The sequence below is a fragment of the Gemmobacter caeruleus genome (assembly GCF_008271655.1).
Taxonomy (GTDB): domain Bacteria; phylum Pseudomonadota; class Alphaproteobacteria; order Rhodobacterales; family Rhodobacteraceae; genus Gemmobacter; species Gemmobacter caeruleus.
Window position 1 is genome coordinate 469,292 of the sequence record NZ_VKKX01000011.1, and the last position, 13,798, is coordinate 483,089.

13 protein-coding genes are annotated in these 13,798 nt (G+C 63.7%); 4 read left to right on the forward strand and 9 right to left on the reverse strand.

Annotated features, from left to right (window positions below; genetic code table 11):
• Positions 1 to 10 precede the first annotated feature (10 nt).
• The 4 genes from FOA17_RS04825 (at position 11) to FOA17_RS04840 (ending at position 4,074) form a co-directional block, all read left to right on the forward strand.
• On the forward strand, positions 11 to 1,804 hold the full coding sequence (locus FOA17_RS04825; protein WP_149140328.1) for a PHA/PHB synthase family protein: 1,794 nt from the start codon (positions 11 to 13) through the stop codon (positions 1,802 to 1,804).
• A 148-nt stretch (positions 1,805 to 1,952) separates the two neighbouring features.
• The gene (locus FOA17_RS04830) at positions 1,953 to 2,408 is read left to right on the forward strand and encodes a Phasin (RefSeq protein ID WP_149140329.1); all 456 of its coding nucleotides are present in this window, start codon (positions 1,953 to 1,955) and stop codon (positions 2,406 to 2,408) included.
• A 145-nt stretch (positions 2,409 to 2,553) separates the two neighbouring features.
• Complete coding sequence (gene phaR / locus FOA17_RS04835) at positions 2,554 to 3,114, forward strand: polyhydroxyalkanoate synthesis repressor PhaR (protein WP_149140330.1); 561 nt, start codon at positions 2,554 to 2,556, stop codon at positions 3,112 to 3,114.
• A 3-nt stretch (positions 3,115 to 3,117) separates the two neighbouring features.
• Positions 3,118 to 4,074 (forward strand): LysR family transcriptional regulator, encoded by a 957-nt coding sequence (locus FOA17_RS04840; RefSeq protein ID WP_149140331.1) that lies wholly within the window; start codon positions 3,118 to 3,120, stop codon positions 4,072 to 4,074.
• Here FOA17_RS04840 and FOA17_RS04845 read toward each other — a convergent pair.
• From FOA17_RS04845 to FOA17_RS04885, 9 genes are all read right to left on the reverse strand, one after another.
• Positions 4,061 to 5,251: a DegT/DnrJ/EryC1/StrS family aminotransferase gene (locus FOA17_RS04845; RefSeq protein WP_149140332.1), complete on the reverse strand. Its 1,191-nt coding sequence runs from the start codon at positions 5,249 to 5,251 to the stop codon at positions 4,061 to 4,063. The two genes, FOA17_RS04840 and FOA17_RS04845, sit on opposite strands and share 14 nt — an antisense overlap.
• 139 nt (positions 5,252 to 5,390) lie before the next feature.
• Positions 5,391 to 6,689, reverse strand: coding sequence for an NAD(P)/FAD-dependent oxidoreductase (locus FOA17_RS04850; protein WP_149140333.1), 1,299 nt, complete (start codon positions 6,687 to 6,689; stop codon positions 5,391 to 5,393).
• A gap of 7 nt (positions 6,690 to 6,696) precedes the next feature.
• Positions 6,697 to 8,052, reverse strand: coding sequence for a glutamine synthetase family protein (locus FOA17_RS04855; RefSeq protein WP_149140334.1), 1,356 nt, complete (start codon positions 8,050 to 8,052; stop codon positions 6,697 to 6,699).
• A gap of 28 nt (positions 8,053 to 8,080) precedes the next feature.
• The gene (locus FOA17_RS04860) at positions 8,081 to 8,767 is read right to left on the reverse strand and encodes a type 1 glutamine amidotransferase (RefSeq protein WP_149140335.1); all 687 of its coding nucleotides are present in this window, start codon (positions 8,765 to 8,767) and stop codon (positions 8,081 to 8,083) included.
• A 69-nt stretch (positions 8,768 to 8,836) separates the two neighbouring features.
• Entirely contained in the window at positions 8,837 to 10,171 is a 1,335-nt protein-coding gene (locus tag FOA17_RS04865) for a glutamine synthetase family protein (protein ID WP_149140336.1), read from the reverse strand.
• A gap of 204 nt (positions 10,172 to 10,375) precedes the next feature.
• On the reverse strand, positions 10,376 to 11,203 hold the full coding sequence (locus FOA17_RS04870) for an ABC transporter permease (RefSeq protein WP_149140337.1): 828 nt from the start codon (positions 11,201 to 11,203) through the stop codon (positions 10,376 to 10,378).
• A complete protein-coding gene (locus tag FOA17_RS04875) occupies positions 11,200 to 12,081 on the reverse strand; it encodes an ABC transporter permease (RefSeq protein ID WP_149140338.1) in 882 nt (293 codons plus the stop codon). Before FOA17_RS04875 ends, FOA17_RS04870 begins: the two co-directional genes overlap by 4 nt.
• 56 nt (positions 12,082 to 12,137) lie before the next feature.
• Entirely contained in the window at positions 12,138 to 12,860 is a 723-nt protein-coding gene (locus FOA17_RS04880) for a transporter substrate-binding domain-containing protein (RefSeq protein WP_149140339.1), read from the reverse strand.
• 25 nt (positions 12,861 to 12,885) lie between these two features.
• Entirely contained in the window at positions 12,886 to 13,728 is an 843-nt protein-coding gene (locus FOA17_RS04885) for an ABC transporter ATP-binding protein (RefSeq protein ID WP_149140340.1), read from the reverse strand.
• Between the last annotated feature and the right edge of the window lie 70 nt (positions 13,729 to 13,798).

Here is a 13,798-nt window from a genome sequence, read left to right on the forward strand (position 1 = left end):
AATTCTTCATATGACAACCGAGACCAAGGATGAGGATGCGCGTCTGCAAAGGCTGAATGCCAATATCGCCCGGGTCGAGGATCTGTCGAAGCGTCTCGCGGCAGCGCTAACAGCGAAAAAACAGGCAGATCCGGCGCTTTCGGGCCCTTCGCAAGAGGTTTATCTGAAGGCTGCGACCGCCTATGTGGCGGAAATGATGCAGAACCCCTCGAAAATCATCGAGCAGCAGGTCGGCTACTGGGGCAAGACGCTGAAGCATTATGTGGAGGCGCAGCAGGCGCTGACCAAGGGCGAATTGAAGGCCCCCGAAAATCCCGGCCCGAAAGATCGTCGATTCGCCAATCCGCTCTGGGATACCCATCCGTTCTTCAATTTCCTCAAGCAGCAATATCTGTTCAACTCCGACGCGATCACCGGCGCGGTTTCGGGGCTGGACCATCTGGAGGACCATGACCGCCGGCGGATCGAATATTTCACCCGGCAGATCGTGGATCTGATGTCGCCCACCAATTTTCTTGGCACCAATCCGGACGCGCTGGAACGCGCGGTGGCGACCGATGGCGAAAGCCTGGTCAAGGGGCTGGAAAACCTGGTGCGCGACATCGAGGCCAGCCGCGGCGACCTGCTGGTCACCCTGGCCGACAAGGAGGCGTTCCGCGTGGGCGAGAACATCGCCACCACCCCCGGCTCGGTCGTCTTCCGCACTCACATGCTGGAGCTGATCCAGTATACGCCGACCACCGAGAAGGTCTATCAGACGCCGCTGCTGATCTTTCCGCCCTGGATCAACAAGTTCTACATCCTTGACCTCAAGCCCGCGAACAGCCTGATCAAATGGATCGTCGATCAGGGCTTTACCCTGTTCGTGGTCAGCTGGGTGAACCCCGATGCGCGCTATCGCGATGTGGGGCTGGATGACTATGTCCGCGACGGCTATCTGGCCGCGATGGAGGAGGTGAAGCGCATCACCGGCGAAAAGCAGATCAACGCGGTCGGCTATTGCATCGCCGGCACCACGCTGAGCCTGACGCTGGCGCATATGCAGAAGAAGGGCGACAAGACGGTCAAATCCGCGACCTTCTTCACCACGCTGACCGATTTCAGCGATCCGGGCGAGGTGGGGGTGTTCCTCGACAATGATTTCGTGGACGGGATCGAACGGCAGGTGGCGCAGGATGGCGTGCTGGACAAGTTCTTCATGTCGCGCACCTTCAGCTTCCTGCGGTCGAACGACCTGATCTATCAGCCCGCGATCAAGAGCTACATGATGGGCGAGGCGCCGCCGGCCTTTGACCTGCTGTTCTGGAATGGCGATGGCACCAACCTGCCGGCGCGGATGGCCGTCGAATATCTGCGCGGCCTGTGCCAGAGCAACCGCTTCGCCGCCGACAGCTTCCCCGTTCTGGGCGAGAACGTGTCGCTGTCCGACGTGAAGGTGCCGCTCTGCGCTGTTGCCTGCGAAACCGATCACATCGCCGCCTGGCGGGGCAGCTTTACCGGCATCAAGAAGATGGGGTCGAAGGACAAGACCTTCATCGTGTCGGAAAGCGGGCATATCGCCGGCATCGTCAACCCGCCCTCCAAGGGCAAGTATGGCCACTATACCAACGAGGCCGAAATGACGACGGCGGATGACTGGTGGGCGGGGGCGAGCTTCCATCCCGGCAGCTGGTGGCCGCGCTGGAAGGACTGGCTGGCGAGTCGCTCCGGCAAGCAGGTGGCGGCCCGGGTGCCGGGTGATTCCAGCAATCCCGTATTGGCCGCCGCACCGGGCACCTATGTCATCGCGGCGCCAAAAGCCTGACTTTCCCGAGGCTTGGCGGCGGGGGTGCGACACAACCTCGCGTTTTGCTGCGGTGCAGAAAAAAGGTTGATTTTCTGCACCGCAGCATCTATATCTGTGCTCATGAAACGGGCCGTTGCTCTGATCGCCCGCATAACGGAGACCTCAGATGACCACCAAGACCCCCGACTTCACCAAAGCCTTCCAAGACGTCATGGCCGCTTTCCCGGTCGATGCGACCGCGTTCCAGAACGCGTTCAAGACCCAGGCCGCCATGGGCGAGAAGCTGACCAAGGTCGCTCTCGAAGCCGCCGACAAGACCACCGAGATCTCGTCGAAATGGGCCAAGGAAACCATCGCCAAGGTTGGCGAAGCGTCGAAAGCCAAGGCCGATCCGTCGGAATATTCGAAAGCCGTGACCGATTTCGCTTCGGCCGCTGCCGAGCTGGCTGCTGAAAACCTGGCCGCCTTCGCCGAAGTCGCCAAGAAAGTGCAGATGGAAACCGTCGAGCTGATGCTGGCCGCCGGCAAGGACGCCTCGGAAGAAGCGCAGGCCGTGGTCAAGAAAGCCACGACCGAAGCCACCGCCGCGGTCAAGAAAGCCACCGCTGCGGCTGCGAAGTAATCCTTCGCGCATCCCTGCACACTCCTCCCTGTCGGCGGGATGCACCGGGGCGAGCCTAGCTCGCCCCTTTTCTTTTCCTTTGCTTTTTCGCTGCGGCGTCACATAACATTCTCTGCAAGCGCAAAACGACCGGGGAGGGGCCGCCATGGCAAATACCGATAAACCGTTGCTGATCAAGCGTTACGCCAGCCGCCGCCTCTACAATACCGAGACGAGCGATTATGTGACGCTGGAGGATATCGCCGGCTTCATCCGCGCCGGGCGCGAGGTGCAGATCGTCGATCTGAAATCCGGCGATGACCTGACGCGCCAATATCTGCTGCAAATCGTGGCCGAGCATGAAAGCAAGGGCGAAAGCGTTCTGCCGGTGAATGTGCTGAACGATCTGGTCCGCTCCTATACGACCGGCATGCAGTCGGTGGTGCCGCAATTCCTGGCGGCCTCGTTCGAGATGCTGCGCGATGGTCAGTCCAAGGTCATGGAAAACCTGGCGCATTTCCCCAATCCCATGTCTGCGATGCCGGGATTTGAGGCGATGCGCAAGCAGCAGGAAGCCTTCATGAAAACCATGATGGGCGGCATGCCCGCCTGGGGCAGCACCGGCCCCGCGCCCGAGGGCGAGGACAAGCCCGCGACCGAGGCCGACGATCTGGCCACGATCAAGAAGCAGCTTGCCGAGCTTCAGGCCAAACTCTCGAAGCTCTGATCCATGGTGCAGGCGGCCGGCCGGGTCACCCTCTGGGGGATCGAGGTCTTTCTGGCAATCGCGGAAGAGGGGTCGATCTCTGCCGCAGCGCGGCGCGTGGGGGGCAGTGTCTCGGCGGTCAGCCAGCAGCTTGCCGGGCTGGAATCGGTGCTTGGCAGCCAGTTGTTCGATCGCGCCACCCGGCCGATGCGGCTGACCCCGGCGGGGCGCATCCTGCATCGCCATGCCCAGACCATCGTCAATGCCGCGCAAGAGGCGCAGGCCGAACTGGCGCTGTCAGACCTGTCGGGGCTGACCACGCTGCGGCTGGGGGTGATCGAGGATCTGGATGCCGATGTGACGCCCCATCTGCTGGCGGGGCTGGCCAGCGACCTGCGCACCTGCCATTTCCTGCTGGAAACCGGGCCGAGCCACCGGCTGCGCGCGCAGCTGGAGGCGCGGGCGCTGGATCTTGTCGTCGCGGCCGATCTGGGCGCCGCGCAGCCGCCCGAGTCGGGGCTGGAAATCCATCCGCTGCTGGCTGACCCCTTTGTGGCGGTGGCGCCCCCCGGCACAAGGGCGCGCGGGCTGACGGGCCTGCCCTTCATCCGCTATTCCACCCGGCATTTCATGGGTCGCCAGATTGCCGCGCATCTGGCCGCGCAGAACCTGACGCCCGCCAGCCGGTTCGAGCTGGACAGCTATCACGCCATTCTGGCCATGGTGGCGGCGGGGCAGGGCTGGGCGATCCTGACGCCGCTGGCGCTGCATCATGTCGCGCGGTTCCAGGGCGCGCTGGAGGTGCTGCCGATGCCCTATGGCCGGCTGGAGCGTCAGATCACGCTTTCGGCCCGGGCCGGCGTGCTGCAATCCATGCCCGAAACCATCGCCGCCCGCCTGCGCAGCCTGCTGGAGGCGCAGGTGGTCGCGCCGTCGCTGGCGCGCTGGCCCTGGCTCAAGGGGCAGTTCAGGCTGCTTTAGCCTGAACCTCTGCCGCGGCGTCGATCAGGCCGCGGGCGATGAAATCCAGATCAGCCGGGCTCAGCCGGGTGGGAAGGCGCACGTCGCAGGCCCGCATCAGCATGGCGCGGGTCTGCGGCAGATCGGGTTGCGGCCCGAGGAACTGCCAGTTCCAGAAGGCGCGGGCATTGTCCTCGCTCAGCCCGAAGATCTGCACCGCGACCCCGCGCGCCTTGGCGGCGGCCTGAAAGGCCAGCGCCTGCGCATCGCCGGCAAAGCCGGTCAGGTTGAACTGGATCGAATCCGGCGCGCGCGCCTCGCCCGGCAGGGGCGGCGGCACCTCGAAAAAGGGGGTGGCATTCAGCAGCGCCGCGACATGATCATGGTTGAACCGCCCCTGCGACACCCGGCGCGCCAGTTCGGGCAATTGCGGGCGAATGACCGCCGCCGACAGGTTCTGCATCCGCATGTTGTAAAGCGGCAAGCGGTTCTGCCACAACATATAGCTGTTTTGCAGGCCCGGATGCTTTTTCCAGTTATGTTCATAGGCGCCCGACATGATCACCGCGCGCGCGGCCAGTTCCGGGTCGTCGGTGACCAGAATGCCGCCTTCGCCCGCATTGATCATCTTGTAGGACTGAAAGCTGAAACAGCCGATCTTGCCGATGGTGCCGATCTTGCGGCCATGCCATTCGGTGCCAAGACTATGGGCCGCATCCTCCACCACCGGAATGCCGGCGGCATTGCACAGCGCCATGATCGCGTCCATGTCGCTGGTATGGCCGCGCATGTGGCTGATCATCACCGCGCCGGCGCCGGGTAGTTTGGCCGCGAAATCGGCCATGTCCACGCGGTAATTCTCGCCCACCTCCACCAGAACCGGGGTGCAATCGGCATGCACGATGGCCGAGGGCACGGCGGCAAAGGTGAAGGCCGGGGTCAGCACCCGCGCCCCGCGCGGCAGGTCCAGCGCCTTGAGCGACAGGAACAGCGCGGCCGAACAGGACGAGACGGCGAGCGCGTAGCGGCTGCCCAGAAGCGCTGCGAATTCGGCCTCCAGCAAGGCGACGGGGGCGCCGTCGGGCGCGGTGTAGCGGAACAGGTCGCCCGAGGTCAGCAGCCGCTCGATCTCGGCCCGCGCGGCCTCGGGGATCGGTTCGGCATCATAGACATTCGGGGCGGCGGAGCTGGCGGCCATTTGCGGCTTTCCTGAAACTGTTCTTCAGGAAACCTGTAGACCGCCGGCGCCGGTTTTTCCAGCGACAACTTCATGACGCCCGCCCGGACGGAGAATTTCCGCCCAGATCAGGCGCCCGATTTTTCGTCGAAAAATCGGATCACACGCCCAGCCGGTCGCGCAGCGAAAACCAGGTCATCGCCGCCACCAAAAGCGGCCAGCGCAGCGCCACGCCGCCGGGAAAGCGCGGTTGCGGCAGGGCGGCCATGAGGTCGAACCGTTCAGCCTGGCCGCGGATCGCCTCGGCCATCAGCTTGCCAGCCAGGGTCGCCATCGCCACGCCATGCCCGGAATAGCCCGATGCCGACAGCACATTTGGCGCTACACGGGTGAAGCAGGGCAGGCGGTTCATCGTAATGGCCAGCGTGCCGCCCCAGGCATGGTCGATCTTCACGCCTTTCAGCTGTGGATAGACCTCCAGCATCGGCTTGGACACGGTCTTGACGATGTCGGGGAATTTCCAGCCATAGCTTTCACCGCCGCCGAACAGCAGGCGGTTATCCTCGGAAAGCCGCCAGTAATTCACCACGAATTTCGTATCGGCCACCGCCACCGGCCGCGACAGGATCGCGGCGGGATCAACCAGCGGTTCGGTCGCCAGGATGAAATTGTTGATCGGCATCACCTTGGCCGCGACCTGCCGGTCCAGCCCGCCGAGATAGCCATTGCAGGCCAGCAGCACATGATCGGCCACCACCCGCCCGCGATCGCTGGCCACGGTGACTTTCGCGCCATGGTCGATGCGATGCACGGGACTGGCCTCATGCAGCACCGCCCCGGCGCGCGTCGCCGCCTGCGCCAGGCCGATCGCGTAGTTCAGCGGGTGGACATGGCCGGCGCCATGGTCGATCTCGCCGCCCTTGTAGGCCTCCGATCCGATCAGGGCGCGGATGCCGGCACGGTCCAGCGGTTCCAGCTGGTCATAGCCATAGTCCCGGTGCAGCTTTTCGGCATAGGCATGGGTGTCGCGCACTTCGCGGTCATGCCAGCAGGCATGGGCGACGCCGGGGTGAAAGGTGCAGGGCAGGGCGTGTTCGGTGATAAGGCCCTTGACCAGGGCCTTGGCTTCTTCGGCCATCGCCCAATAGCGATGCGCATTCTCGCGCCCGGCGATCCGTTCCATCGCGACCTGATCGAGCCGCATGCCGCTGCCGACCTGCCCGCCATTGCGCCCCGAGGCGCCAAAGCCCACGCGGTGCGCCTCCAGCACCACGACGCGCAAGCCCGACTGCGCCAGATGCAGCGCGGCGGAAAGGCCGGTATAGCCGGCGCCCACGATGCAGACATCGGCACGCACCTCGCCCCGCAAGGGGGCAAAGGGGGCCAGTTCGGCGCGGGTCGCGGCATAGTAGCTGGCCGGGTATTCGCCCGGCCGGTCATTGGCGTAAAGCAGGTTCATGCGCGCCTCAGACGTTGAGCAGCAGGTGTTCCCGCTCCCACGGGCTGATGACTTGCAGGAACTCCTTGTATTCGTTGCGCTTCACACTGTCATAGACGGTGCAGAACTCCAGACCCAGCACTTCGCGCAGGCCGGCATCCTCTTCCAGAAGGTCAAGCGCGTCGCCCAGATTGGTGGGGATGTCGTCGCTGTCGATATAGGCCGAGCCGGAGAATTCGGCGCGCGGCATCTTCTTTTCCTTCAGGCCCAGATAGCCGCAGGCAAGGCTGGCTGCGATGCCGAGATAGGGGTTGCAATCCATGCCCGGCAGGCGATTTTCGACCCGCCGCGCCTCGGGGCCGGAGATCGGCACCCGCAGCCCGGTGGTGCGGTTGTCGCGCCCCCATTCCAGATTGATCGGCGCCGCGAAATCCGGGACGTAGCGGCGATAGCTGTTCACATAGGGCGCCATGACGGCAATCGCCGCGCTCATGTGGTTCTGCATCCCGGCAATGAAATGCAGGAAGGCCAGGCTTTCGCCGCCATCGGGGTCGGAGAAGATGTTCTTGCCGGTCTTCATGTCCACGATGGAATGGTGAATGTGCATGGCGCTGCCCGGCTCGCCCGCGATGGGTTTGGCCATGAAGGTGGCGAAACAGTCATGCCGCAGGGCCGCCTCGCGGATCATGCGCTTGAAGAAGAACACATCATCGGCCAGGCGGACCGGGTCGCCATGGGCGAGGTTCAGCTCGATCTGGCCGGCGCCACCTTCCTGAAGGATGCCGTCGATTTCCAGCCCCTGCGCCTCGGCGAAATCATAGATGTCGTCGATCACCTTGCCATATTCATCGACCGCCGACAGGCTGTAGGCCTGTTTCTGCGCGGCGCGGCGGCCGGTGCGGCCCATCGGGGGTTGCACCGGCTGATTGGGGTCGATGTTGCGCGCGGTCAGGAAGAATTCCATCTCGGGCGCGACGACGGGGCGCAGCCCCTCGGCCTCGAACAGCGCGATGATGCGCTTGAGCACATTGCGCGGGCTGAACGGGATCGGCTTGCCTTGCTGATCTTGCGCGTCATGGATCACCTGAAGCGTGATGTCGGCGGTCCAGGGCGCGGCGGTGGCGGTGGTGAAATCCGGCACCAGGATCATGTCGGGTTCGGTAAAGGCGTCAAAGGGGTTATCCGCCCATTCGCCGGTGATGGTTTGCAGAAAGATGGAATTCGGCAGGAAATAGCTGGTCTGCTTGCCGAATTTCGCGGCGGGCATGGCCTTGCCGCGTGCCACACCGGCAATGTCGCCGATGATGCATTCCACTTCGTCCACGCGACGGTCGGCGATGAAGGCACGGGCTGCCTCGGGCAGCTTGGTCGTCCAGTCGGACATGAGTCACACTCTTGGGTTCGGCCCCGCCTCAGGCAGCGTGGCGAGGCGCCTTGAAAAAGTCAGCGATGCGGCGCGCGAGGAACTGGCTGTCAACCGGCTGATCGAGGCGCGCGCCGGCGGCCTCCATCAGGGTATCGGGCACAAGGCCCTTGCCGCGGGTCTTCATCAGACCATCCACGAAATCGGTCTTGAATTCGGGATGGGCCTGCACGGTAAAGATGCGGTCGCCATAGACCAGCGCCGCATTTTCGCAGAAGTCGTTGCAGGCCGCGACCTCGGCCATGGGCGGGCGGGCCACGACCTGATCCTGGTGCCAGGCATTCAGGCGCAGGGTGCGGCCCGCGAAATCGTATTCTGTCGGTCCCACCGACCAGCCGCCGGCGAATTTCTCGACCTTGCCGCCAAGCGCCTGGGCGATGATCTGATGGCCAAAGCAGATGCCGACCATCGGCACCGCCCTGGCATAGGCGTCGCGGATGAAGGTTTCGAGCGGCGGGATGAAGGCATGGCCCTCATAGGCGCCAAAGCGCGAGCCGGTGATCAGCCAGCCGTCGCATTCGGTGACCGAGGCGGGAAATTCCATGTCCAGCACGCGATAGACGCGGAAGGACAGGCCCTGATCCGCCAGCAGGCGCTGGAACATATCGGGGTAATCGCCCGAGACAGGGGCAAGGTTTTCCGGCGCCTCGCCGGTTTGAAGGATGCCGATCAGCATGGGAGGTCCGCGTTTCCAACAGAGAAAATGTAGCAATGGCCCCCCCGCTACGGCAAGGGGGCCGTGCCGTCAAACCGTATCGAGATACAGCTCGATCCGTTCCTCTGGCGAAAGTTCGGCCAGATAATGCAGCTCCTGCCGCTTGGTCTGCACCAGATTGCGGATCAGCTCCTTGGGCAGGAAACGATAGAGGATGTCGCTGTTTTCAAAGGCGTCGATGGCCGCTTCCCAGCTATCGGGGATCTGCGGCAGGTCCAGCGAATAGGCGTTGCCGCTGATCGGGGTCGGCGGCTCCTCCTGATCCTCGATGCCGCAAAGCGCGGCGCCCAGGATGGTGGCCAGCATCAGATAGGGGTTCACGTCGCCGCCCGCCACGCGATGTTCGATCCGCCGCGCCGCCGGATTGCCGGCGGGAATGCGGATGGCCGCCGTGCGGTTCTCATAGCCCCAGGCGATCGCGGTCGGCGCGTGCTTGCCCGGCACCAGCCGTTCATAGCTGTTCTGATGCGGCGCAAAGATCAGCGTCGAATCCGCCATCGCGTTCAGGCAACCCGCCACCGCGTGCCGCAGCATGGCGGTGCCCTTCGGCCCGCCGCTGTCAAACACGTTCTCGCCCTTGTCGTCGATCACGCTGAAATGGGTGTGCAGACCCGAGCCGGAATATTCCAGATAGGGCTTGGCCATGAAGCTGGCGGCAAAGCCGTGGCGCCGGGCCAGCCCCTTGACCAGCATCTTGAACAGCCAGGCATCGTCGGCCGCGCGCAGCGGGTCGTCGCAATGCATCAGGTTCACTTCGAACTGGCCCAGCCCGGTTTCCGACGTGGTGGTGTCGGCCGGAATGTCCATCGCCTCGCAGGCGTCGTAGAGATCGGTAAAGAAGGTGTCAAAGGCATCAAGCGCCCGGATCGACAGCGTCTCGGCCGCCTTGCGGCGCTTGCCCGAGCGGGGCGAGGCGGGCACCTGCATCGTCTTGCCCGAATCGTCGATCAGAAAGAATTCCAGCTCCATCGCGCAGACCGGGGTCAGACCGCGCGCCTTGTAGCGCTGCACCACCGCGTTCAGCGCGTGGCGCGGGTCGCCCTCATAGGGCTGGCCGTTTTCACGGAACATCCAGATCGGCAGCAGCGCGGTCGGCGCCTCCAGCCAGGGCATCGGCATGAAGCCGCGTTCGGTGGGTTTCAGCACCCCGTCCTGATCGCCCTGTTCAAACACCAGCGGGCTATCGTCGATATCCTCGCCCCAGATATCCAGGTTCAGCACCGAGAAAGGAAAGCGCGTGCCGTTCTTGACCACGCTTTCGGCAAAGCGCGCGGGCACCCGCTTGCCCCGGGCCTGCCCGTTCAGATCCGCCGCCGCCACACGGATTGTGCGGACCTCGGGGTGTTTGCGAAGATAATCCTTCATATTCATTGCGTCGTTCAAGACCGCAGGCGCCGGTTCACCGTCGTGGGCCCTTGCGCCCGCCGGGGTGAGAGCCATGCCCTTGGCCCTTTCTCCCTTGTTCGATCCTTGCCATCCACGCCCGCCCGACGGGGCAGGGGACGCCACAGGCCCCCCAGGGCCCATGGTTCGGGCGACGGCCCGAAGAATTTGATCAAATGCAGGCTACTACCGGATCAGCTGTGGACGCAAGCGGATTTTGCTGCGCGTGTTCGATGGCAGGTGCCGATTGAGCCTTTTGTTCACCAGACCAAAGATCGTGATCAGCGTGAAGGTCAGCAGGATGAAATAGAAGGCAACGATCGGATAGGGCACGAAGGGGTTGAAGGTCTTGTCGGCGAAGTAGTTGGCGTAATAGAGCGCGTCGCCGCGCTGCTGGAACGCCGGAAAGCCGGAAAAGAACACCAGCGTCGTGGCATGGAACAGAAAGATCGCCTCATTCGTATAGGCGGGCCATGCCAGCCGCAGCATGGTCGGCCACTGGATGCGGCGGAACTTGTCCCAGCCGGTCAGGCCATAGGCCTCGGCTGCCTCAAGATCGCCCTTTGGCACCGACATCAGCGCGCCATAAAAGATCTCGGCGGCATAGGCAGAGGTGTTGAGGAACAGCACGAAGGCCGCCCCCGCCCAGGCCGAGGTGAGCCACGACGTCGCGATATGCAGGCCGAAAAGGTCGATCCCGGCGCGGGGCAGCATCACCAGTGCCGAATAGGCCAGGAAGAACTGGATGAACAGCGGCGAGCCGCGGAAGACAAAGATGAACCATTCCGCCGGTTTGCGCAGCCATTTGCGACCGGAAGCCTTGGCCATGGCCAGCCCCGTCGCCAGACAGAACCCGAGGCTGAGCGCGATGACCCCGAAATAGATGTTCCAGATCAGCCCCGACCCGATCAGGGTGAATTGCTGGCACAGGTTGAAATCGGTGCGCGGCAACAAGTTTTCGCCAAAGCCGAGGCTGCGAAAGGCATAGGCCTGGATGGTTTCCAGACAGGTCATTGCGCGGCCCTCCGCATTGCTTCGCCGGCGGCGGTGGCCTGGCCATGATTGAGCCGGGCCGACAGGCGGTTCAGCACGATTTCAGAGAGGCGGGTCATGCAGAGATAAGCCACCAGCAGGAACAGGAAATACCACAGCCGCCAGTCCGGGTGCGGATAGGCATAGGCCTGGGTCTTGGCGCTGCCCAGTTCGCGCGCCCAGTAGACGATATCCTTGACCCCCAGCAGGAACAGCAGCGGCGTGGCCTTGATCAGGATCATCCACAGGTTCGACAGGCCGGGCAGGGCGTAGGTCCACATCTGCGGCACCAGAATGCGGCGAAAGACCTGGCCGTGGCTCATGCCATAGCTTTCGGCGGTTTCCAGTTGCGCCTTGGGCACGGCATTCATCGCACCATAAAGCACATTGGCCGCAAAGGCGCCAAAGACCAGCGCGAAGGTAAACACCGCCAGCGCGAAGCCATAAAGCTGGTGCCAGATCTGCGAACTGGTGCCCAGCGGCACCTTGGCCTGCGGGCAAACCCGGAACTCCAGCCCCTGCCGGATCGGTTCCTTCCAGTCGGGGCAGACGATCTGATGCTTCATCCACTCGATCCCCTGATCGAGCGCGATGACGAAGAACATGAAGAACACGATATCCGGCACGCCGCGCACCATGGCGGTATAGGTCTTGCCGAACCAGCGCAGCGGCGCGACATGACTGCGCGCCGCCATGGCGCCGCCAAAGCCGAACAGCAGCGCCGAGGGCGCGGTGACCGCCAGCAGGATCAGCACGGTCAGGAACGACCAGTAGAAATCAATGTGCTTGCCCGAGGTCAGATAGCAAAACAGCCAGCTGAAGCCCTCGAGGCTTTTGGGATCGGCGCAGAAGCTGAACATGGGGGATCTTGTCGGCCAGAGGGGGCCCCGCCCATGGGCGGGCGGGGCGTCAGGGCTCAGAACTTCTTGGTTTCAGGCCCGAAGTGCTTTTCGATCAGGGCGTTGATGGTGCCGTCTTCCTTCATCGCCTTGATGACGGCGTTGAATTTCTCGCGCAGCTCGTCATCGCTTTCGCGGAAGGCAAGGCCCACGCCACCGCCCAGCGACACGGGGTCGCCGACGAAGACCAGCTCGCCATTCGATTCCGCGACATAGGGCGCGAGATAGTCCTTGTCGGCAAAGACCGCCGCGGCCTCGCCATTGCGCACGGCAGCGACGGTTTCATCCGGGGTGGGGAATTCCAGCAGCGTCGCGCCCGATTCCGCCACATAGCCGGCCTGGATCGTGCCCACCTGCGCCGAGACGACGCCGGTCTTGATATCGGCATCGGCAGTCAGGCCCACATAGGCGCTGTCGGCCGGCGGGAAATAGTTTTCCGAGAAATCGACAACCTTTTCGCGCTCGTCGGTGATCGACATGCCGGCAATGATCACGTCGTAATTGCCCGATTGCAGGTTCGGGATGATCGAATCCCAGTCATTCGTGACCCATTCGCAGGTCAGGCCGGCGCGCTTGCAGGCCTCGTCGCCGAATTCACGCTCATAGCCCGCGACATTGCCGGCATCGTCGATGAAGTTGAAGGGCGGGTAGGCGCCTTCGGTGCCAAGGCGCACGGTCTGCGCGGCGGCGGCCCCGCCGGTCAGCGCCAGAAGCGCGGTGGCAAGCAGCAGTTTTTTCATCATGATACTCCCGTTGGTCATTGGTTCAGGCCATGGTGGCCGACAGGAAACCGCGCAGACGTTCGGTCTGCGGGTTGCCAAACAGCCGATCGGGGGGGCCTTCCTCCTCGATCTTGCCTTGGTGCAGGAAGACGACGTGGTCCGACACGTCATTCGCCATCTTCATGTCATGCGTCACGATGATCATGGTGCGGCCTTCCTCGGCCAGTGCCTTGATCACCTTGACCACCTCCTGTTCCAGCTCGGGGTCGAGCGCGGAGGTCGGTTCATCGAACAGCAGCGCGCGCGGCTCCATGCAGAGCGCGCGGGCAATGGCGGCGCGTTGTTGCTGGCCGCCCGAAAGCTGCGCGGGCCAGTTGTCGGCCTTGTCGGCGATGCCGACCTTGGCCAGATATTCGCGGGCCTTGGCCTCGACTTCTTTCGGGTCGCGCTTCAGCACCGTGACCGGCGCCTCCATCACGTTTTGCAGGATGGTCAGATGCGCCCACAGGTTGAATTGCTGGAACACCATCGACAGATTGGTGCGGATGCGCAGCACCTGGGCCTTGTCGGCGGGGTGGCGGTTCAGCCCGGCGCCCTTCCAGTGGACGGCCTCGCCCTCGAACAGGATCTCGCCCTGCTGGCTGTCTTCCAGCAGGTTGCAGCAGCGCAAGAGCGTCGATTTGCCCGAACCGGACGACCCGATGAGCGAGATCACATGCCCCTTGGGCGCACGCAGATCCACGCCCTTGAGAACCTCAAGCTGGCCATAGCTCTTGTGCAGATCGCGAATTTCGATAACCGGCACGTCCCGCGCCGATGCGGTGGTCGATGGATTGGCAGACACGGTTTCTCGCTTGTCGTTGGCCGAAAGGCTTCCCTGTTCCATCAAATAGGGCGGAATTTTGATCACCTTGCAACGGCAATTGTGCCGGAACAATCCGAAATGCCGCCGCTTT

Excerpts from the sequence above, each read along its gene's own strand:
- FOA17_RS04830 (WP_149140329.1), top strand. The coding sequence starts at position 1,953 with ATGACCACCAAGACCCCCGACTTCACCAAAGCCTTCCAAGACGTCATG.
- phaR (WP_149140330.1), top strand. The coding sequence starts at position 2,554 with ATGGCAAATACCGATAAACCGTTGCTGATCAAGCGTTACGCCAGCCGC.
- FOA17_RS04880 (WP_149140339.1), bottom strand. The coding sequence starts at position 12,860 with ATGAAAAAACTGCTGCTTGCCACCGCGCTTCTGGCGCTGACCGGCGGG.
- FOA17_RS04870 (WP_149140337.1), bottom strand. The coding sequence starts at position 11,203 with ATGACCTGTCTGGAAACCATCCAGGCCTATGCCTTTCGCAGCCTCGGC.
- FOA17_RS04855 (WP_149140334.1), bottom strand. The coding sequence starts at position 8,052 with ATGTCCGACTGGACGACCAAGCTGCCCGAGGCAGCCCGTGCCTTCATC.
- FOA17_RS04875 (WP_149140338.1), bottom strand. The coding sequence starts at position 12,081 with ATGTTCAGCTTCTGCGCCGATCCCAAAAGCCTCGAGGGCTTCAGCTGG.
- FOA17_RS04825 (WP_149140328.1), top strand. The coding sequence starts at position 11 with ATGACAACCGAGACCAAGGATGAGGATGCGCGTCTGCAAAGGCTGAAT.
- FOA17_RS04860 (WP_149140335.1), bottom strand. The coding sequence starts at position 8,767 with ATGCTGATCGGCATCCTTCAAACCGGCGAGGCGCCGGAAAACCTTGCC.
- FOA17_RS04840 (WP_149140331.1), top strand. The coding sequence starts at position 3,118 with ATGGTGCAGGCGGCCGGCCGGGTCACCCTCTGGGGGATCGAGGTCTTT.
- FOA17_RS04865 (WP_149140336.1), bottom strand. The coding sequence starts at position 10,171 with ATGAAGGATTATCTTCGCAAACACCCCGAGGTCCGCACAATCCGTGTG.
- FOA17_RS04885 (WP_149140340.1), bottom strand. The coding sequence starts at position 13,728 with ATGGAACAGGGAAGCCTTTCGGCCAACGACAAGCGAGAAACCGTGTCT.
- FOA17_RS04850 (WP_149140333.1), bottom strand. The coding sequence starts at position 6,689 with ATGAACCTGCTTTACGCCAATGACCGGCCGGGCGAATACCCGGCCAGC.
- FOA17_RS04845 (WP_149140332.1), bottom strand. The coding sequence starts at position 5,251 with ATGGCCGCCAGCTCCGCCGCCCCGAATGTCTATGATGCCGAACCGATC.